This window comes from Mycobacterium sp. Root265, from assembly GCF_001428895.1.
In the GTDB taxonomy this organism is placed as follows: Bacteria; Actinomycetota; Actinomycetes; order Mycobacteriales; family Mycobacteriaceae; genus Mycobacterium.
In genome coordinates this window covers 71,909-90,934 of record NZ_LMJA01000028.1, presented here as the reverse complement: position 1 = coordinate 90,934, position 19,026 = coordinate 71,909, and the positions used below count along the sequence as shown (strand labels likewise).

Sequence of the window (19,026 nt, the reverse complement as noted above, 5' to 3'; positions counted from 1 at the left end):
GGGGTTTGCGTTCCACAGCAAGGGGCATATGGACATGCGGCGGGGCCGGAAATGGCCCGTGGCGTGTGTTCCGGGTCGCAGTTTGGGTGAACGGTTGTGCGCCGAACCGCACCCGTCCCGCAGACCGGTACGGGGGCGTCGAGCCGGCGCTTCAGCAAACTGCGCGCGGCGCACAACGCTCGCTCCTCAGAGTGTGGCCGGCCGCAGCACGACCACGGGCTTGGTGCGCGAGGTGCCGTCCTCCAGCAGCGCGATCACCCGTCCGTCGGCGGCGGTGGCCGCGTACACCCCGGAGATCCCGGCCGGCGCCAGCGGGCGGCCGTGACTGGTGTCGACCACCTCCGACTCGGTGAGATCGCGGCGCGGGAAGCCCAGCAGGCAGGCCTCGTCCAGGCTGTAGGACAACTGGGCCTGTTCGGCGAGATCATCGAGCGTGCGGGCCTCGCCGAGTCCGTACCGGCCGACCGCGGTGCGCCGCAGCGCCGTGAGATGCCCACCCACCCCGAGGGCGTCGCCCACGTCGCGGGCCAGCGCCCGGATGTAGGTGCCCGACGAGCAGTCGACCACCACATCCACATCGGCGAAGCCCGAGTGTCTGCGCACCGCGAGCACGTCGAAGCGTTCGATACGCACCGGCCGGGCGGGCAGTTCGACGGCGCGGCCCTCGCGGGCCAACGTGTAGGAACGCTCCCCGGCCACCTTGATCGCACTGACCGTCGAGGGCACCTGGTCGATGCTGCCGCGCAGCGCGGATACCGCGGCAGCGATCTGGTCATCGGTCACCTGTTCGGCCGGGACGGTCTGCAGCACGTCTCCCTCGGCGTCCTCGGTGGACGTGGTCTGCCCCAGCCGGATGGTGGCGGCATAGGACTTGTCGGTGCCGGTGATCAGGCCGAGGATCTTGGTGGCGCGCTCGATCCCGATGACGAGCACCCCGGTGGCCATCGGGTCCAGCGTGCCGGCGTGGCCGACCTTGCGGGTGCCGAACAGGCGCCGGCAGCGGCCCACGACGTCATGACTGGTCATCCCGCCCGGCTTGTCGACGATCACCAGACCGGGTTCGGGCTGCGTCGATCCCCCGGTCGCTGCGCTCCTGCCCGCCGGCGGCCTGCTCACAGTGTGATCGCCGTCAGCGCGATACCTTCGGCCACCGACCACCGACCATCCAGCGCGGTCAGCGGCGGACCGTGCTCAGCCGCGGGATCGATCAGGATGCGGGACCGGAACGTGCCCGCGCTGCCGGAGGCGTCGAGGGTGAAGGTGATGTGCGCATCCTCGAAACCCAGCCAGCGATGCGTCAGCGGGTACCAGGCCTTGTAGGTGGCCTCCTTGGCGCAGAACAGGATTCGATCCCAGTGCAGATCGTGCGGAAGCGTCGAGAGCTGCGTGCGCTCGACCGGCAGGCTGATCGCGTCCAGCACTCCCTTGGGCAGCACATCGTGCGGCTCGGCATCGATACCCACCGACCGGATCTCGCTCTGGCGCCCGACCACCGCGCCGCGGAAACCGTCACAGTGCGTGAGGCTCCCGACGACGCCGTCGGGCCAGCACGGCTCACCCTTGTCGCCCTTGAGAATCGGCACCGGCGCCACCCCGATCTGACCGAGGGCGATCCGGGCACAGTGCCGCACGGTGACGAACTCGTTGCGGCGCTTGGCCACCGAGCGCGCCACCAGCGGCTCCTCCTCCGGCAGCGGCACCAGGTCCGGCGGATCGTCGTACAACTCGGCGGTGAACACCAGGTCCGGCACCACAGCGGGCAGCAGCACTAGACGCCCCTCCGCGACTTGATCCTGTCCTGCATCTTCTGGGCGTTCTCCCGCATCTCCTCGGTGATCTCGAAGTGTCCCCCGAAGTCGTTGAGATACCCGGGGGCGTACTTCGGGTCCGGCAGAATCTGTCGCAGCCAGCGATAGGGCTTGCGGCGCCGCCATTCTCGCGGATAGCCGACCGAGACCTCCTCGAACCGCACCCCGTCATACCAGGTGGTCCGCGGAATGTGCAGATGCCCGTACACCGAGCAGATGGCGTTGTAGCGGGTGTGCCAGTCCTTGGTGGCCGTGGTGCCGCACCACAGCGCGAACTCCGGATAGAACATCGCATCGCAGGGTTCACGCACCAGCGGGAAATGGTTCACCAGCACCGTCGGCGTCATCCAGTCGAGGTCTTCGAGCCGCTTGCGGGTGTGCGCCACCCGGTCGCGGCACCAGGCGTCGCGCGTCGCGTACGGCTCGGCCGAGAGCAGGTACTCGTCGGTGCCCACGATATTGCGCTCCTTGGCCAGCGCCAGACCTTCGGCCTTGGTGGCCGTGCCCTCGGGCAGGAACGAATAGTCGTAGAGCACGAACATCGGCACGATGGTCGCCGGTCCGCCCTCTTCGTTCCACACCGGGAACGGATGCTCGGGCGTCACGACGCCCATCTGGTCGCACATGTCGACCAGGTAGTCGTAGCGGGCCCGCCCGAAGATCTGCATCGGGTCCTTGTTGGTGGTCCACAGCTCGTGGTTGCCCGGCACCCAGATCACCTTGGCGAACCGTTTCCGCAGCAGATCGAGCGCCCAGCGGATCTCATCGGTGCGTTCCCCGACGTCGCCGGCGACGATCAGCCAGTCGTCCGGGCTCGACGGGTAGAGCGACTCGGTGACGGGCTTATTACCGGTGTGACCGGTGTGCAGGTCGCTGATCGCCCACAGCACCGGTCGGCGTTGTTCTCGTGACGGCATGGACACAACGGTCCAGCCTACTGGCAGCCCCGGTTGCCTTCGAGATGACCGAAGGAGGCAAACTAGAACCTGTTCTCGTTTAGACTCCCGGCAGGGCTCCGCTCGGACCCTCGGGTCGGATGACGATGTATGGGGGTGTGATGGCTGCCAAGCTGCGGCTGTTGTCGGCGCTGTGTGCGCTCGTCGCCGCGGTGATCGTGGTGTGGCAGGCCAATCCGGTCGGGACTCCCGCCCAGGTCCGGGCCAGTGACCTGCCGATGACCAACGTGTCCACGACCATCAAGTGGCCGGTCATCGAGACCGTCGATCCCAAGCCGTTCGACCCGTGCGCCGAGATTCCGCTCGACGTCGTGCAGCGGATCGGGCTGGCGGTCACCCCGCCCACACCCGAAGACGGGCTGCGCTGCCATTACGACGCAGGCAACTATCAGATGGCCGTCGAGGCATTCGTCTGGCGAACCTATGAGGCGACCCTGCCCGCCGACGCCGTCGAACTCGACATCGACGGGCACCGCGCCGCCCAGTTCTGGATCATGAAGCCCACCGACTGGAACGACCGCTGGTGGGTCACCTGCATGATCGCCTTCAAGACCAGCTACGGCGTGTTGCAGCAGTCGGTGTTCTACTCCCCGATCCATTCGCCGGACCGGCCGGACTGCCTGCAGATCAACATGCAGCGGGCCCACGAACTGGTGCCGTACTACAAGTTCTAGCCCCGCGTAGCCTTTATTAGGTGAGCTCACGAACTTCGCGGTATGCCCGGAACGCACTGAGTCGGGCCCTGCACCTGCCCACCCCGACCACCGACTACGTCGTACATCGCCGGGTCCCGGTGCCGATGCGCGACGGCGTGGAACTGCTCGCCGACCACTACGAACCGCTGACCGCGCGCCCGGCGGGCACCCTGCTGGTCCGCGCACCCTACGGCCGACGGTTCCCGTTCACCGTGCTGTTCGGCAGCATCTATGCCACGCGTGGCTACCACGTCGTATTCCAGAGCGTGCGAGGCACATTCGGCTCCGGCGGCGAGTTCACCCCGATGGTCAACGAGGCCGACGACGGCGCAGACACCGTCGGGTGGCTGCGCGAACAGCCCTGGTTCACCGGCACCTTCGCCACCATCGGCCTGTCCTATCTGGGGTTCACCCAGTGGGCACTGCTCACCGATCCACCGCCGGAGCTGGCCGCCGCCGTCATCACCGTCGGTCCGCACGATTTCGCCCAATCCTCATGGGGCACCGGGTCGTTCTCGCTCAACGACTTCCTGGGCTGGAGCGACATGGTGTCGCATCAGGAGGAGCCGGGCCTGGCCCAGGCCGTGGTCCGTCAGGCCACCGCGGGCCGCCGCGTCGGCGCGGCCGCGCTGGATCTACCGCTGGGCGCGGGTGGACGGGCCCTGCTCGGAGACGGCGCCCAGTGGTACGAGTCCTGGCTGCAACCACCCGAGGAGGACCCCGAGCACTGGCGGCGGCTGGCCGCCACCGAGGCACTGGACCGGGTGAACATCCCGGTGCTGCTGCTCAGCGGGTGGCAGGACCTGTTCCTCGACCAGACGCTGGACCAGTACCGCCATCTGCGCGCACGCGAGGTGCCGACCGCGATGACGATCGGCCCCTGGACGCACAGCCAGATGATGACCAAGGGCGGCCCGACGGTGATCCGGGAGACCCTGCAGTGGCTGGACACTCATCTGGCCTCCGGCGGTAGAGATACCCGGCGCAATCCGGTGCGCATCAACATCCACGGTGACGGCTGGGTGGATCTGCCCGACTGGCCGCCGGCCACCGAGCACCGCGACCTGTACCTGCTGCCCGGGGCACGGCTGGGCGATGCGCCGCCCGCCGACCCGGGGGCGACCTCGAGCTTCACCTATCACCCCGCGGACCCCACCCCCACGCTCGGTGGCCGGCTGCTGTCCCCCGACGGCGGTTACCGCGACGACTCGGCACTGGCCACCCGCCCCGATGTGCTCACCTTCACCGGTGAGCCGTTGGCCGCCGACCTCTATACCGTCGGTGTCCCGGTGCTGGAACTCGCGCATCGCTCCGACAACCCGCACCATGATGTGTTCGTCCGGATCAGCGAGGTCGATGCCCGGGGCCGCTCGACCAATGTGAGCGACGGGTACCGCAGATTCTCGGCCGGTGCCGAATCAGGGCTGGTACGTATCGAACTCGATGCCCTCGCCCATCGCTTCCCGGCGGGTTCCCGGATCCGCGTGCTGGTGGCCGGCGGCTCGCATCCGCGTTACGCCCGCAACCTCGGCACCGGTGAACCCGCGGTCTCCGGCGAGGCGCTGCGTCCGGCGACCCACACCGTCGTCCATGACGCCCGATCCAGGCTGATCCTGCCCGCCGCGGCGGGACCGCCGTCAGCCCACTGAGTCGCGTACCCGCTGCGCGACCGCGCTGAGGGTGTCGATGTCGTGTACCGGTGCGGCATAACAGGTTTCGGGCACCGGCAGCTGCACCCAGCTGGAGCAGCCGCCGTAGTCGGGGATGCGTGGCAGCCGCACCGGTTCGGCCAGCGCACGTGCCTGCACCACCAGCACCGTCAGCCGGCGCTTCGGGCGGAAATCCAGCCGGTCGGCCCGCACCGACTCCTCGGTCCAGATGTGCAGATTGGCGATATCGGCGATCGCCTCCGGCCGGTTGACCTCAATGGCGGCAACCACTTTCGCGCCGGCGCGCACGACGATCGCCTGTTCGGTGCTGTCGGCCGCGCTGTCGAGCAGTTCGCGGTGCTCGGGACGCACCCGCTGGGCGTGGCTGTGCGCGACCGTCGGGAACAGCAGGAATTCCCCGGCCGCCAGATCGAAGCGTTTCTCGTGGATACCGCCCTTGCGCAACAGCACCGTCTGGCGGCCGTCGAGCAGAGCGTGCACGGCCGCGCCCCATTCCTTGAGCGCGGTGGTCGTCACAGACCCAGCCGGGCCCGCACCTCGGGGCGACGCAGCGGCGGCACCGTCTTGGGTGGCTGCCTGCGCGGCGGCAACTGCGCCAATAGCCGTTCGGTGGTGGCGGTGACCTCGGCGACGGCGGCCTCGAACGCGTCGGCATTGGCCGCGGTGGGACGGGTGACACCGCTGATCTTGCGGATGTACTGCCGCGCGGCGGCCTCGATCTCTTCGGATGTCGCTGCCGGTTCCAGACCACGCAGCTCGGTGATGTTTCGGCACATGACCTCCACGATAGGCGCTTGACGGGTGTCGATACGGTGTGCCGATGAGCAACGCTGCCGAAAACGTCCTGCTGATCGAGACCGCCGACCGGGTGCGCACCCTGACGCTGAACCGGCCGCAGGCGCGTAACGCGCTATCCCTGGCGCTGCGCACCCAACTGTTCGCCGCGCTGCGCGCCGCCGAGACCGATGACGCGGTCGACGTGGTGATCCTGACCGGCGCCGATCCGGTGTTCTGCGCAGGCCTCGATCTCAAAGAACTGGGCGACACCACCGAATTGCCCGACATCTCCCCCAAGTGGCCGGCCATGCGTAAACCGGTGATCGGGGCGATCAACGGCGCCGCGGTCACCGGCGGTCTGGAGATCGCGCTGTACTGCGATGTGCTGATCGCCTCCGAGCAGGCCCGCTTCGCCGACACCCACGCCCGGGTCGGGCTGCTGCCGACCTGGGGGCTGTCGGTGCGGCTGCCGCAGAAGGTCGGCGTCGGCATGGCCCGCCGGATGAGCCTGACCGGTGACTACCTCTCGGCGGCCGATGCGCTGCGCACCGGACTGGTCACCGAGGTCGTCGCGCACGACGATCTGCTGCCGGCGGCGCGGCGGATCGCCGCATCCATCGTGGGCAACAACCAGCGCGCCGTCGCAGCGCTGCTGGATTCCTACCACCGCATCGACGCCGAGCAGACCCAGGCCGGACTGTGGATCGAGGCCGAATCGGCGCGGGCCTGGATGTCCGTCGCGACCGGCGACGATATCGCCGCGAGCCGGGCATCGGTGATCGAGCGGGGTAGGTCGCAAGTGCAGGCGTAGGGGTCCCCGCGCCCCGCCACTCCTTCGCTTTGCTCATATGAGCAAAGTTATGCGCATATGTTGACGTGTTACGGCGATGCTTCCTACGGTGATGGAGGTCACGCGCTTCGACGTCGAGGCGCCAGTAAGGAGCAACAATGCGATTCGCAAAGGTCATGGCGGGGTGCGCAATCTCTGCCGCGGTGGCGATCGGTTCGTCCGCGTGCACGATGCCCGGCGAGAACACCGCCGGTGGCGGCAGCGCCCCCGCCGAGGGAGCACTGAAGATCGGCTTCAGCCAAGCCACCCAGCAGAGCCCGTTCTATGTGGCGCTCACCGATGCGGCCAAGCAGACCGCCGAACGCGACGGCAATGAGCTCTTCTTCGCCGATGCCAACGGCGATGTCACCAAGCAGAACAACGATGTGCAGGATTTGATCACCCGCGGGATCAACGTGCTGGTGATCAATCCCGTCGACCCCAAGGGCATCGCGCCCTCGCTGGCCGCCGCGGACGCCGCGGGCATCGAGGTCGTCACCGTCGACCGCCCCATCGAGTCGGGCGCGGCGTCGTTCGTCGGACGCGACAACAAGGCCATGGGCCAGATCGTCGGCGAGGCCGCTGTCGCAGCGCTGGGCCCCGAGGGCGGCAAGATCATCGAGATCCAGGGCGACGCCGGCGGTGCGGTGGCCCGCGACCGTCACGACGGATTCGCCGCCGCGGTCGCAGCCCAGCCCACCATCACCGTGATCGACGGCCCGTACAGCGACTACATCCGGTCCAACGCCGTCACCGCCATGCAGGATCTGCTGCAGGCGCACCCGGATCTGCGAGCCGTCTACGCGCAGAACGACGATATGGCGCTCGGTGCGCTGCAGGTGCTCGCCGAGAACAATCGCAGCGACGTCAAGGTGTTCGGCGTCGACGGACTGATGGAGGCGGTACGCGCCATCGCCGACGGCGACCAGTACACCGCGACCGCCCTCAATGACCCCAATGCTGAAGGCCGGCTCGCGGTCGAGACGGCCGTCAAGGTCGCCAAGGGTGAATCGGTGGCCGAATTCATCGACGCCGGAACGGGTTTGATCAACAAGTCCAATGCGCCGGCGCTGGTGGGCGACACCACCTTCGCCGAGGCGCCGCAGGCCCCTCCGGCCTGATCCACGCACCGCCACCCCCTTTCCACGAAGCACCTCAGGAGCCATCACCTCATGACAACCGAAGCGCCCACCCGGGATCTGTCCACCCGGGAGACCCTTCCCCAGACGATGACCGCCGCCGTGATGCACGCACCCGGTGACATCCGGGTCGAACAGGTCGCGGTGCCCCGCCCGGGGCCCGGCCAGGTTCTGCTCAAGATCGCCGCCTGCGGGGTCTGCGGGTCCGACATCCCGCGCATGCTGCGCAACGGTGGCTACATCATGCCGATCATCTGCGGCCACGAGTTCTCCGGCTGGGTGGTCGAACTCGGGGACGGTGTCACAGGTTTCGAGATCGGCGAACTGGTCTCGGTGCCGCCGCTGATCCCCTGCCGCACATGCGATTACTGCCTCAAGGGTGCGTTCGGGTTGTGCGAGAACTACGACTACTTCGGTAGCCGCTGCGACGGTGCCTACGCGCAGTACACGGTGTCGCCGGTGGGCAACCTGCTCAAGATGCCCGCCGGTATCGACCCGCGGGCGGCGGCCATGCTCGACCCGGCCGCGATCGCTCTGCACGGATTGTGGAAAACCGGCCTGCGGGCCGGGCACCGGGTACTCGTCATCGGTGCCGGCCCGATCGGGCTTTTCGCCGTGCAGTGGGCCCGGTTGCACGGCGCCACCGAGGTCGTCGCGGTCGACCTCAGCGAAGAGAAGGCGGCCATGGCGCGCCAGGCCGGTGCCGGGGCCGCGGTCCAGGGCGCCGAGGAAGCCCGCGCACTGGGCGGGCGCGGATTCGACATCGTGCTGGAATCCGCCGGTGTGCCGGCGACCGCCGATATGGCCGCCAACCTGACCGGGCCGCACGGCCATGCCGTGTTCATCGGTATCCCGCACGCACCCGTACCGCTCGGCAAGGAGACGTTCAACCAATTCATGCGGCAGGAGGCCACACTGCACGGATCGTGGAACTCGTTCTCTGCGCCGTTTCCCGGCGACGAGTGGCGGACATCGGCCAAGATGATGGCCACCGGGCAACTCGAGTGGGAGTTCATGATCACCCACGAGCTACCGCTGTCGGAACTTCCGCGGACCATGCAACAACTGGGTGAGCGTTCGATCTTCTCCTCGAAGGTGCTCTTCCTACCCAACGAGGACTGAGCATGGGAATTCTGCTGTCGATCGATCTCGGCACCGAGGGTGCCCGGGTCGGGGCCTTCACCGAGGACGGCCGCGCGCTGGGCACCGCCCACCGCCCGTACCAGACACGGTTCCCCAGACCGGGCTGGGCCGAACAGGATCCGCGGGACTGGTGGGCGGCCATCACCGCGGCCACCCGCCAATTGCTGAGCTCCGACGAGTGCAGGCGTGCCGGCGAGGTCGTCGCCATCGCCGCCGCGACGACCGCGTCCACCGTGGCGGTGCTCGACGCCGCCGGTGAACCGCTGCGCCCGGCGATCCTGTGGATGGACTGCCGCAGCGGCGCGGAGTCCGAGCGCACCGCGCAGCTCGCACCGGACCACCCGATCCTGGAATGGTCGGGCGGCTCGGATGCCGCGGAGTGGCTGGTGCCCAAGGCGATGTGGCTGCGGGCGCACGACCCGGACAACTACGACCGCGCGGCACGGATCGTCGAGGCCGTCGACTATGTGACGTTCCGGCTCACCGGCCAGTGGGTCGGCTCCCAGATGAACGCCGTCTGCAAGTACAACTACGACCCGATCGCCGGGCGGCTGCCCGTCGAGTTGTATGCCGCGCTGGGAGTGCAGGATCTGGCCGACAAGCTGCCCGACCGCATCGTCGAGGTCGGGGGTGTCGCGGGCACGCTGTCCGCCTCCGCCGCAACCGAACTCGGCATCACCGCCCGTCCGGTCATCGCCGTCGGCGGTATCGACGCGCACGTCTCCCTGCTGGCGTGCGGAGGTGAACTGAACGGGCTCGTCTCCGTAGTCGCGGGCACCTCCTCGGCGATCACCGCCGAGATCGACGTGCCGACCAGCACGAACGAGATCTGGGGCCCGTACCCGAGGGCGTTGCGCCAGAACAAGTGGCTGGTGGAGGGCGGGCAGGTCACCAGCGGTTCGGTGCTGAAGTGGACCGGCGAGTCGGTGATGGGTGTCCCCCGCGGCGAGCTGTCGACGCTCATCGATGAGGCCGCCCTGGTCGATCCGGCCGCGCACGGCCTACGCGCGCTGGACTACTTCATGGGTAACCGCACTCCGTACCGGGAGGCACGGCTGCGCGGCGCCGTGGTGGGGTTGTCGCTGGGCACCACCAGGGCCGAGTTGTATCGCGCCATGGTCGAGGCGGTGGCCTGCGGTACCCGCAGCGTCATCGACTCCTTCGAGCGGTCCGGAGTGTCGTGTGAACGACTGGTGTTCTCCGGAGGTATCGAGCGGAACCCGCTGTGGCAGCAGGTCACCGTGGATGTCCTCGGCCGGCCCGCCGAGCTCGTCGTCGGGGAGAACCTGACACTTCGGGCTTGCGCGGTCATTGCCGCCACCGCGGCCGGCGTCGCCGGTTCGCTGCACGACGGCGCACAGCTCTTCGCCCCGAAGGTCCGGCTGATCGAACCCGATCCGGACCGGATCGCGTTGTATCAGGGCACCTTCGAGGACTACCAACGGCTGACGGCGATTCTGCAGCCATTCATGCATGACAGTGCCGACCGGTTGGCCGGAGTTCCGGTCGCGGCTCCGACGGGGGTTCCGAGCTGATGTCCCAACCCCACGAGAAGAGCCACGTCGAACTCATGCTGCACGTGGCCCAGCACTACTACGAGCAGGGCCGCACCCAGGAGGACATCGGCCGCGAACTGCACCTGACCCGGTGGAAGGTGGGCAGGCTGCTCGACGAGGCCCGCGAGGTGGGCATCGTGCAGATCAGGATCGTGCACCCGCAGGCCCGCCGCACCCAGCTCGAGGTCGCCATGCGCAGCGAGTTCGGGCTGCGCGAATGCATCGTGGTCCCGGGACCGGAGTCGCCGGGCTCCGACACCCACATCGCCGCGGCGGCCGCCGGCTATCTGCAGGCCAACTCGTCAGGCATCTCCACGCTGGCCGTCTCGTGGGGAAACACGTTGCAGCACATCGCCGCCGTACTGCCGGCCGGATGGACCAGCGGCATCGAGGTCATCCAGGCCAACGGCGGGGTGAGCCGGTCGGTGCGCCCCACCACCGCGGCCAACATCGCCACCAGCATCGCGCACAGCGGAAACGGGCGCGCCACCCTGCTCCCGGTGCCGGCGATCGTGGAACGCATCGAGACCCGCGACGCGCTCTACGCCGAGGGCTTTGTCGGTGACGTGCTCACCGGTGCCCGCCAGGCCGACGCGCTGCTGTTCTCACTCGGCGCCCCGGGGCCGACCTCGGTGCTGGTGGAGTCCGGCGCGGTGACCCCCGCCGAACTGCGTGAGCTCGAGGCGCGAGGCGCCTGCGGGGACATCCTGGCCCACTACCTCACCGCCGACGGTGAGATCGCTCATCCGGATATCGACAGCAGGACAGTGGGATTGGGTCTCGATGACGTCAGGAACGCCAAATGCGCCATCGCCGTCGCGGCAGGCCCGAACAAGGTTGCGGTGGTGCGCGCGGCGCTGCGCAGCGGGTTGTGCACCGTGCTGATCACCGACGAACCCACCGTGAACGCAGTGCTGGAGCACAGCACCGCCGAGGCATTGGAGGCATGACATGCTGACGATGACCGATATCGTCAAGGCCTTTCCCGGCACCAAGGCCTGTGACGGCGCGAGCCTGCAGGTCTCCCAGGGTGAGGTGCACTGCCTGCTCGGCGAGAACGGCGCAGGCAAGAGCACCATGATGAAGATCCTTTCCGGTTCCTACACAGCCGATTCCGGGACCATCACCCTGGGCGGGAAGCCCATGACGTTCACCTCGCCGATCGACGGGGTGCGCGCCGGGATCAACACCATCTACCAGGAGCTGGACCTGGTGCCCGACCTGACGGTCGCGCAGAACCTGTTCCTCGGCCACGAACCGCGTCGGGGCCCGTTGGTCAACCGCAGGGAACGCGACGAGCGTGCCGCCGAGGCGATCGCGCGGGTCGGCGGCATCTTCTCCCCGACCGCCGTCGTCGGCGAACTGTCGGTATCGGATCAGCAGCTCACCGCGATCGCCAAGGCACTCACCACCGATGCCCGCATCGTGGTGATGGACGAGCCCAGCGCCACCCTCACCGATCACGATCTGGCGGCGGTGTTCCGGGTCATCCGCGAACTCACCGCGGCCGGAAAGTCGGTCATCTACATCTCACACCGGCTCGACGAGGTGAAGGAGATCGGTGACCGGGCCACCGTCATGCGTGACGGCGCCACGGTGGGTGTGTTCGACATCGCCTCGGTGACCAAGGAGGAACTCGTCGAGTCGATGATCGGCCGCGCCGTGCAGGTTCGTCCGCCCCGGCGGCACAGCCCCGGGTCCGGCCCGCTCTTGCACGTGCGTCGGGCCAGCATCCCCGGCGTGATCGACATCCGCGACATCACCGTGGGTCGCGGTGAGATCGTGGGTCTCGCCGGCCTGGGCGGAGCCGGCCGATCCACCTTGCTGGCCACCATCTTCGGTGACCGTAAGGCCGAACTCGACATGACGCTGGGCGATCAGCAGATCGTGTCACTGACGCCACGGACCGCCGTCGGGCTCGGTATCGGACTGGTGCCCGAGGACCGCAAACGGCAGGGCCTGTTCCTGGAGCAGTCCATTCTGCGCAATGCCGCGATCGCGGCGCTCAAACCGTTCCGGATCAACCCGATGGCCCGGGCCCGCGAGGTGTGCCACCCTCCGCTGACCCGGCTGGGGGTCAAATTTGCCAGCGTCGACCAGCCCGTGGGCCAGCTCTCCGGCGGCAACCAGCAGAAGGTGGTGCTCGCCAAGTGGATGGCGCGCGGGATCGACCTGCTGCTGCTGGACGAGCCCACCCGCGGTCTGGACATCGGCGCCAAGGCCGACCTCTTCGAACAGGTCCATGCGCTCGCCGATGCGGGCGTCGGTGTGCTGATGGCATCGAGCGAACTGAGTGAACTCACCGAGAACTGCAATCGGATCTGGGTTCTGCACGAGGGACTCAACATTGCCCAGTACGAGCCCCTGACCACCCCCTCAGCGGATATCGCCCGCTGCATCGTCACCGGAAGAACGAAGTACGCCAATGACTGATCTGATCGACCGCGCCGCCACCCCTGAACCGGCGGCCGCCACACCGAAGAGCCAGCGGCGCGGCATCATCATGCGCTTCAACCTGCTGTTCATCTTCATCGCACTGTTCGTGGTGGCCTCGGTGTCCGCACCGCAGTTCCTCACCACCCAGAACATGGCCAACCTGCTGCAGCAGTCCAGTCTCACCGGCATCGTCGCGATCGGTATGACCGTGGTGATCCTGACATCGGGCATCGACCTGTCGGTGGGCAGCGTCGCGGCACTGTCCGGGATGCTGGTGGCGATCTTCATCGGCATCGGACTGCCCTGGCCGGTGGCCATGGCCCTGGCGATCGGATCGGGTCTGGTGCTCGGCGGCGTGATGGGCGGTCTCAGCGCGTATCTGGTGCTGCCGGCTTTCATGGTGACCCTGGCCGGGATGCAGAGCATCCGGGGCATGACCTACCTGACCACCAACGGCACGCCCACGACCGCCGAAATCCCGATGGGCCTGCGGTTCCTGGGCGCGGGCTCCATCGCCGGCATCCCGGTGGTCGGCGTCATCTTCGTCGCGACGGCACTCATCGTCGGATTCGTGCTGCGCCGCACCACCTTCGGTGAACACATCTACGCGGTGGGCAGCAACGCGCAGGCCGCGCGCCTGTCCGGCCTGCCGGTGCAGCGCATCACCACCGCGGCCTATGTCATCTGCGGCGGGCTGGCGGCCCTCACCGGCGTGTTGCTGACCGCACGGCTTACCATCGGTCAGCCGACCGCGAACACCGGGCTGGAACTCGACGCGATCGCCGCGGTGGTGCTCGGCGGGACCAGTCTGTTCGGCGGAAAGGGCGGTGTGCTCGGCACGTTCATCGCCGTCCTACTGCTGTCGGTGTTGCGCAACCTGTTCAACCTGCTCGGGCTGAGCTCGTTCTTCCAGATGCTGGTGACCGGTCTGATCCTGATCGCCGCGCTCATCATGAACTACCTGATCGACAGGCAGTCCAAGAGCGCCGCCTGACACTCCCTTTCATCCACGTACGACAGAACAGAGGAATTCATGAGCACGCCCACCGACACCGCCGCCGACGTGGCCGCGATGATCGACCACACCCTGCTCAAGCCCGAGGCCACCGCCGCCGATGTCGCCGCCGTGGTGGCCGAGGCCGCCGAGCTCGGCACCTACTCGGTGTGTGTCTCGCCGTCCATGCTGCCGATCACCGTGCCCGACACCCTGAAAGTCGCGGTGGTGTGCGGCTTCCCGAGCGGAAAGCACACCTCGGCGGTAAAGGCCGCCGAGGCGGCCGAGGCGCTGGCCAACGGCGCCGACGAGATCGACATGGTCATCGACATCGGCGCCGCCAAGGCCGGTGCTTTCGACCTGGTGCAATCCGATATCGCCGCGGTGCGCGCGGCCGCACCCGCTCCGGTGGTGCTCAAGGTGATCATCGAATCGGCCGCCCTGACCGACGACGAGATCGTGGGTGTCTGCCGGGCAGCGGTCGCCGCGGGTGCCGATTTCGTCAAGACCTCGACCGGCTTCCATCCCTCCGGCGGTGCCACCGTGCACGCCGTGGAACTGATGCACCGCACGGTCGCCGATGCGGGACTGGCCGTGAAGGCCTCGGGCGGGGTGCGCACGCTCGAGCAGGCACGCGCGATGATCGCCGCCGGTGCCACCCGGCTCGGTGTGTCCGGGTCTCGGGCGCTGTTGTCGTCGGCCGGTGGCGAGGCCGGGTCGGGCTACTGAATCGTCCCGGCGAATCGTCGCGCCGCCACCGAACCCGCTGCGCGCAGCCAGTGCAGCGGGTCGGTCATCGCGGCCCCCGGCGACCCCGCGATATCGGTGAGGGACACCGTCGGCACTTCGCATCGCGCCGCGACCTGCCCGGCCACCACCACGGCGGGCACCTCGTGGCGGGCGGCCGCGTCAAGTACGTGGCCGACGAGCTTGCCGGTCCATGAAGTGCCGTCGAAACGTCCCTCCCCGGTGAGCACCAGGTCGGCCGTCGCGAGTTGGGCCTCCAGGCCGGTGAGTTCCGCGATGCGCTGTGCACCGGATGTCGCTGCGGCACCCCAGGCCATCAGGCCGAAGCCCGCACCACCGGCCGCGCCGGCGCCGGGGGTGCCCGGGTCGGCTTCCAGGCCTGCGGCATTCAGGATCCGGGCCCACCGGATGAGGCCGTCATCGAGCTGCTCGACGTCGGCCGGTGTCGCACCCTTCTGCGGCCCGAACACCGCCGCGGCACCCTGTGGGCCACGCAGCGGGGCCGCGGTGTCGACCAGCAACTCGACACCGTCCGGGGGCAGCGGGGCCAGGCCGTCGGTGTCGACGTATGCGACGGTGCGAAGTCCGTGCGCCCCACGGTCGATCGGTCGGCCCGACACATCGAAGGCCTTGAGACCCAGCGCCATCAGGGCGCCGGCACCGCCGTCGGTACTGGCCGAGCCGCCCAGCCCGATCTGCACCGACCGGACACCGGCGGCCAGCGCGGTGCCGATGAGCCGGCCCAGTCCGTGGGTGTCGGCCCGCCAGGGTTCCAGCCGGTCCAGCAACGCGATCCCGGAGGGTTCGGCAAGCTCGATGACGGCGCGTTGCCCGTCGTGGTCGAGAAGCCAGCGTGCGGACACCGGCCGGCCGTCCGGGCCGTCGACCTCGCTCTGGTGCCACCGCCAAACCCCCGACGCCGCAACCGCTTCCAGCGTGCCCTCGCCGCCATCGGCCTGTGGCAGTGCGATGACGTGATCATGGGGGTACACCCCCGACCAACCCTGGGCGAGCGCCTCGGCCACCTCGGTGGCCGAGGCGGTCCCCTTGAACGAGTCCGGGGCGATCAGGACCTTCACAGCCCGGGCAGCACCAGGTCGCGGTACCTGTTCTTCATGGTGTCCAGCACGGTGTGACCGTCGGTCGCCCAGACCTCCTCGTTGAAGATCTCCACCTCGATATCGCCGTCGTACCCGGCGGCGGTCACCAGTGCGGCGACAGCGCCGAAGTCGATGACGCCGTCGCCCATCATCCCGCGGGATACCAGCGGGTCGGCGGCCATCGGGACCAGCCAGTCGCAGATCTGGAAGGAACTGATGCGGCCCTGCGCGCCGGCGGCCGCGATCCCCGTCGCCAGATCCGGATCCCACCAGACGTGGAAGGTGTCCACAACCACCCCTACCGCGGTGGCCGGGTGCGGTGCGGCCAGTGCCAGCGCCTGACCCAGCGTCGAGATCACCGCACGGTCGGCGCAGAACACCGGATGCAGGGGCTCCAGCGCCAGTCGCACGTCGCGCTCGGCGGCGTACGGAACCAATGCGGCCAACCGGTCGGCCAACCGGGCGCGCGCACCGGGCAGATCGCGATCGGGGATGCCGCCGGCGACCATGATCAGCTCCGGTGCGCCCAGGGTGGCGGCTTCATCGATGGCCCGGCGATTGTCCGCGAGTGCGGCCTCACCGTCCCCGACTCCGGTGAGGAACCCGCCGCGGCACAGGCTGGACACCCGAAGACCGTTGTCACGTACCAGCTTCGCCGCTTCGTCCACACCGGCCTCGGCGACCCTGTCGCGCCACAACCCGATCGCGGGCAGGCCGGCCGCCGCGGTCGCCTCGACCGCCTGGCGCAGGTTCCAGGACTTCGTCGTCATGGTGTTCAGTGACAACCGCGCGAAGGTTGCGCTCATCCGTGGACTCCGTTCAGTGCGAGATAGGTGCGCATCCGCGCGGCGGCCAGCGCGGGATCGGCGAGCAGGCCGGCACGGTCGGCGAGCACGAAGAGCCGGCACAGGTGCCCCACCGACCGGCCGGACGCCAGTCCGTTGACCATCGAGAACCCGGGCTGGTGACCGTTGAGCCAGGACAGGAAGGCGATCCCGGTCTTGTAGTAATAGGTCGGCGCGGCGAAGATGTGCCTGCCCAGTTCCTGGGTGGACGCCAGGATCTCGTGCGCCCGCGCACTGTCACCGGCATCGAGTTCCTGCAGGGCGGTCGAGGCCGCGGGGTAGATGGCGGCGAAGATGCCCAGCAGGGCATCCGAATGCCCGGCCTGGTCACCGATGATCAGCTCGGGATAGTTGAAATCGTCTCCGGTGTAGAGCCGGACCCCGGCGGGCAGCGCGCGGCGCAACGCCACCTCGTGTCCTGCGTCCAGCAGCGACACCTTGACGCCGTCGACCTTGTCGGCGTGGGTTTCGATGAGCTCGCGGAAGGTTGCTGTCGCCGAGTCGATATCGGCACTGCCCCAGTAGCCGCGCAGCGCCGGGTCGAACATGTCCCCCAGCCAGTGCAGGATCACCGGTCGGTCCACCTCTGCGAGCAGCGTGCCGTACACCGACAGATAGTCCGCTGGTGACTCGGCAACCGTGGCCAGGGCCCGGGAGGCCATCAGGATCACCTGGGCACCCGCGTCGCGCACCACCTCGATCTGCGCCCGGTAGGCATCGGTGATGGCGGCCAGCCCCGCCGCCCCGGCCGGGAGGTCGGCAGTGACCAGCTGGTCGGTACCGGCGCCGCAGGAGAGCCGTCCGCCCACCGCGGCGGCTTCCCGGCCGCTGCGCGCGATCAGCTCGCGGGTGGCGGCCCAGTCCAGTCCCATCCCGCGTTGCGCGGTGTCCATCGCGTCGGCCACGCCCAGTCCGTAGGACCACAGCTCGTGGCGGTAGGCCATGGTGATGTCCCAGTCCAGGTCGGCGGGCGCGCCGGGGCTGCTGTCGGCGGTGGCCTTGGGAACGACATGGGCTGCCGCGTAAGCGATCCGGGAGGTGATCGGACCGCCGGGCCGCCGCCACGGACCGGGCTCACCCAGGACGTGGGTACGCAGCGCACCGTCGATCGGCAGCCGCAGCGCGGTGTCGCCGGCTCGGATCGTGGCGGTCACAGCACGATCTCCGGGACATCCAGGCGGCGTCCTTCGACGGAGCTGCGCAGGCCGAGTTCGGCCAATTGCACACCGCGGGCGGCGGACAGCAGGCCGAAACGGTGGGACCGTCCTGCGACGACATCGCGCAGGTATTCCTCCCACTGCAATTTGAAGCCGTTGTCGAGGTCGGCGTTGGCCGGGACGTCGAGCCACTGGTCGCGGAATTTCTCGGTGACCGGAAGGTCGGGATTCCACACCGGTTTCGGGGTGTGGGCACGTTGCTGTGCCACGCAGCCGCGCAACCCGGCGACCGCCGAGCCGTGCGTGCCGTCGATCTGGAACTCGACGAGTTCGTCGCGGTGTACCCGGACCGCCCAGGATGAGTTGATCTGGGCGATGACGCCGCCTTCGATCTCGAAGATGCCGTAGGCGGCGTCGTCGGCGGTCGCCTTGTAGGCGTTGCCCTGCTCGTCCCAGCGGGTCGGGATGTGGGTGGCGGTGCGCGCGGTCACCGACTGCACGGTGCCGAGCAGGCCCTCCATCACGTAGTTCCAGTGGCAGAACATGTCGACGGTGATACCGCCGCCGTCCTCGGCGCGGTAGTTCCAGCTGGGCCGCTGGGCGGGCTGGCCGTCGCCCTCGAACACCCAGTAGCCGAACTCGCCGCGCATCGACAGGATGCGCCCGAAGAAGCCTTCGTCGATGAGTCTGCGCAGTTTGACCAGACCCGGCAGGTACAGCTTGTCGTGTACCACCCCGGCCACCACCCCGGCGTTCTCCGCCATACGAGCGAGTTCGATTGCCTCGGTGAGCGTTTCGGCCGTCGGTTTCTCCGTGTAGACGTGCTTGCCGGCCTTGATGGCGCCGGAGAGCGCCTCCATCCGCCGCGAGGTGACCTGCGCGTCGAAGTACACGTCGACGGTCGGGTCGGCGATCACGGAGGCGGTGTCGGTGGTCCAGGCGTCGATGCCGTGCTCGGCGGCGAGGTCGGCGATCTTCTCGGCGTTGCGCCCGACGAGGATCGGCTCCACGTCGACACGGGTGCCGTCTTCGAGCAGCAGGCCGGTCTCGCGCAACGGGAGGATGGAGCGCAGCAGGTGCTGGCGGTAGCCCATCCGGCCGGTCACGCCGTTCATGGCGATGCGCAGCGTGCGGCGAGGCGTTTCGGGAGATGCAGGCATGTGCGAATTCCTTG

At 68.8% G+C, this 19,026-nt stretch carries 19 protein-coding genes; 10 read left to right on the top strand and 9 right to left on the bottom strand.

What is annotated here, in order from left to right; translation table 11 throughout:
• Positions 1-186: 186 nt before the first annotated feature.
• From truB to ASE48_RS18990, 3 genes are read right to left on the bottom strand one after another with little or no spacing between them, the layout of a single operon-like run.
• The gene (gene truB / locus ASE48_RS19000) at positions 187-1,116 is read right to left on the bottom strand and encodes a tRNA pseudouridine(55) synthase TruB (RefSeq protein ID WP_268766316.1); all 930 of its coding nucleotides are present in this window, start codon (positions 1,114-1,116) and stop codon (positions 187-189) included.
• Complete coding sequence (pptT, locus tag ASE48_RS18995; protein ID WP_057168704.1) at positions 1,113-1,769, bottom strand: 4'-phosphopantetheinyl transferase PptT; 657 nt, start codon at positions 1,767-1,769, stop codon at positions 1,113-1,115. The genes truB and pptT overlap by 4 nt, the downstream gene beginning before the upstream one ends.
• A complete protein-coding gene (locus ASE48_RS18990) occupies positions 1,769-2,725 on the bottom strand; it encodes a metallophosphoesterase family protein (protein ID WP_057168992.1) in 957 nt (318 codons plus the stop codon). The genes pptT and ASE48_RS18990 overlap by 1 nt, the downstream gene beginning before the upstream one ends.
• Positions 2,726-2,865: 140 nt before the next feature.
• Here ASE48_RS18990 and ASE48_RS18985 point away from each other — a divergent pair, with 140 nt between their 5' ends.
• The gene (locus ASE48_RS18985) at positions 2,866-3,438 is read left to right on the top strand and encodes a DUF3558 domain-containing protein (protein ID WP_057168703.1); all 573 of its coding nucleotides are present in this window, start codon (positions 2,866-2,868) and stop codon (positions 3,436-3,438) included.
• A gap of 20 nt (positions 3,439-3,458) precedes the next feature.
• Positions 3,459-5,108, top strand: a complete 1,650-nt coding sequence (locus tag ASE48_RS18980) for a CocE/NonD family hydrolase (protein WP_057168702.1) — start codon at positions 3,459-3,461, stop codon at positions 5,106-5,108.
• Here ASE48_RS18980 and ASE48_RS18975 read toward each other — a convergent pair.
• A complete protein-coding gene (locus ASE48_RS18975) occupies positions 5,097-5,645 on the bottom strand; it encodes a DUF1802 family protein (RefSeq protein ID WP_057168701.1) in 549 nt (182 codons plus the stop codon). The two genes, ASE48_RS18980 and ASE48_RS18975, sit on opposite strands and share 12 nt — an antisense overlap.
• Positions 5,642-5,905, bottom strand: a complete 264-nt coding sequence (locus tag ASE48_RS18970) for a DUF2277 domain-containing protein (RefSeq protein ID WP_057168991.1) — start codon at positions 5,903-5,905, stop codon at positions 5,642-5,644. Before ASE48_RS18970 ends, ASE48_RS18975 begins: the two co-directional genes overlap by 4 nt.
• Before the next feature lie 44 nt (positions 5,906-5,949).
• On the opposite strand from ASE48_RS18970, the gene ASE48_RS18965 reads away from it, so the two are divergent.
• From ASE48_RS18965 to deoC, 8 genes are all read left to right on the top strand, one after another.
• Positions 5,950-6,717: an enoyl-CoA hydratase gene (locus tag ASE48_RS18965; RefSeq protein WP_057168700.1), complete on the top strand. Its 768-nt coding sequence runs from the start codon at positions 5,950-5,952 to the stop codon at positions 6,715-6,717.
• A gap of 137 nt (positions 6,718-6,854) precedes the next feature.
• The gene (locus ASE48_RS18960) at positions 6,855-7,856 is read left to right on the top strand and encodes a substrate-binding domain-containing protein (RefSeq protein ID WP_057168699.1); all 1,002 of its coding nucleotides are present in this window, start codon (positions 6,855-6,857) and stop codon (positions 7,854-7,856) included.
• A 51-nt stretch (positions 7,857-7,907) separates the two neighbouring features.
• Entirely contained in the window at positions 7,908-8,996 is a 1,089-nt protein-coding gene (locus tag ASE48_RS18955) for a galactitol-1-phosphate 5-dehydrogenase (RefSeq protein WP_057168698.1), read from the top strand.
• Positions 8,997-8,998: 2 nt separating this feature from the next.
• The gene (locus tag ASE48_RS18950; protein ID WP_057168697.1) at positions 8,999-10,552 is read left to right on the top strand and encodes an FGGY-family carbohydrate kinase; all 1,554 of its coding nucleotides are present in this window, start codon (positions 8,999-9,001) and stop codon (positions 10,550-10,552) included.
• Positions 10,552-11,523 carry a sugar-binding transcriptional regulator gene (locus ASE48_RS18945; RefSeq protein WP_057168696.1) on the top strand — a complete coding sequence of 324 codons (972 nt, stop codon included), beginning with the start codon at positions 10,552-10,554 and terminating at the stop codon, positions 11,521-11,523. The genes ASE48_RS18950 and ASE48_RS18945 overlap by 1 nt, the downstream gene beginning before the upstream one ends.
• A 10-nt stretch (positions 11,524-11,533) precedes the next feature.
• Positions 11,534-13,006 carry a sugar ABC transporter ATP-binding protein gene (locus tag ASE48_RS18940; protein ID WP_235571329.1) on the top strand — a complete coding sequence of 491 codons (1,473 nt, stop codon included), beginning with the start codon at positions 11,534-11,536 and terminating at the stop codon, positions 13,004-13,006.
• A complete protein-coding gene (locus ASE48_RS18935) occupies positions 12,999-14,003 on the top strand; it encodes an ABC transporter permease (RefSeq protein ID WP_057168694.1) in 1,005 nt (334 codons plus the stop codon). Before ASE48_RS18940 ends, ASE48_RS18935 begins: the two co-directional genes overlap by 8 nt.
• 39 nt (positions 14,004-14,042) lie before the next feature.
• On the top strand, positions 14,043-14,732 hold the full coding sequence (deoC, locus tag ASE48_RS18930) for a deoxyribose-phosphate aldolase (protein ID WP_057168693.1): 690 nt from the start codon (positions 14,043-14,045) through the stop codon (positions 14,730-14,732).
• Here deoC and ASE48_RS18925 read toward each other — a convergent pair.
• The 4 genes from ASE48_RS18925 to ASE48_RS18910 are packed head-to-tail and all read right to left on the bottom strand — an operon-like array spanning position 14,726 to position 19,012.
• The gene (locus tag ASE48_RS18925) at positions 14,726-15,829 is read right to left on the bottom strand and encodes a glycerate kinase (RefSeq protein ID WP_057168692.1); all 1,104 of its coding nucleotides are present in this window, start codon (positions 15,827-15,829) and stop codon (positions 14,726-14,728) included. The genes deoC and ASE48_RS18925 overlap by 7 nt on opposite strands.
• Positions 15,826-16,656 carry a sugar phosphate isomerase/epimerase family protein gene (locus ASE48_RS18920; RefSeq protein WP_057168691.1) on the bottom strand — a complete coding sequence of 277 codons (831 nt, stop codon included), beginning with the start codon at positions 16,654-16,656 and terminating at the stop codon, positions 15,826-15,828. The genes ASE48_RS18925 and ASE48_RS18920 overlap by 4 nt, the downstream gene beginning before the upstream one ends.
• Positions 16,653-17,849 (bottom strand): dihydrodipicolinate synthase family protein, encoded by a 1,197-nt coding sequence (locus tag ASE48_RS18915; protein ID WP_200962209.1) that lies wholly within the window; start codon positions 17,847-17,849, stop codon positions 16,653-16,655. Before ASE48_RS18915 ends, ASE48_RS18920 begins: the two co-directional genes overlap by 4 nt.
• Positions 17,846-19,012 (bottom strand): Gfo/Idh/MocA family protein, encoded by a 1,167-nt coding sequence (locus ASE48_RS18910; protein ID WP_057168690.1) that lies wholly within the window; start codon positions 19,010-19,012, stop codon positions 17,846-17,848. Before ASE48_RS18910 ends, ASE48_RS18915 begins: the two co-directional genes overlap by 4 nt.
• Positions 19,013-19,026 lie beyond the last annotated feature (14 nt).

Bases quoted from the DNA above. Each gene is read 5' to 3' on its own strand.
- ASE48_RS18945 (WP_057168696.1), top strand. From the start codon at position 10,552: ATGTCCCAACCCCACGAGAAGAGCCACGTCGAACTCATGCTGCACGTG.
- ASE48_RS18955 (WP_057168698.1), top strand. From the start codon at position 7,908: ATGACAACCGAAGCGCCCACCCGGGATCTGTCCACCCGGGAGACCCTT.
- ASE48_RS18920 (WP_057168691.1), bottom strand. From the start codon at position 16,656: ATGAGCGCAACCTTCGCGCGGTTGTCACTGAACACCATGACGACGAAG.
- ASE48_RS18950 (WP_057168697.1), top strand. From the start codon at position 8,999: ATGGGAATTCTGCTGTCGATCGATCTCGGCACCGAGGGTGCCCGGGTC.
- ASE48_RS18970 (WP_057168991.1), bottom strand. From the start codon at position 5,905: ATGTGCCGAAACATCACCGAGCTGCGTGGTCTGGAACCGGCAGCGACA.
- ASE48_RS18990 (WP_057168992.1), bottom strand. From the start codon at position 2,725: ATGCCGTCACGAGAACAACGCCGACCGGTGCTGTGGGCGATCAGCGAC.
- ASE48_RS18910 (WP_057168690.1), bottom strand. From the start codon at position 19,012: ATGCCTGCATCTCCCGAAACGCCTCGCCGCACGCTGCGCATCGCCATG.
- ASE48_RS18985 (WP_057168703.1), top strand. From the start codon at position 2,866: ATGGCTGCCAAGCTGCGGCTGTTGTCGGCGCTGTGTGCGCTCGTCGCC.
- ASE48_RS18940 (WP_235571329.1), top strand. From the start codon at position 11,534: ATGACCGATATCGTCAAGGCCTTTCCCGGCACCAAGGCCTGTGACGGC.
- deoC (WP_057168693.1), top strand. From the start codon at position 14,043: ATGAGCACGCCCACCGACACCGCCGCCGACGTGGCCGCGATGATCGAC.
- ASE48_RS18935 (WP_057168694.1), top strand. From the start codon at position 12,999: ATGACTGATCTGATCGACCGCGCCGCCACCCCTGAACCGGCGGCCGCC.
- ASE48_RS18960 (WP_057168699.1), top strand. From the start codon at position 6,855: ATGCGATTCGCAAAGGTCATGGCGGGGTGCGCAATCTCTGCCGCGGTG.
- ASE48_RS18965 (WP_057168700.1), top strand. From the start codon at position 5,950: ATGAGCAACGCTGCCGAAAACGTCCTGCTGATCGAGACCGCCGACCGG.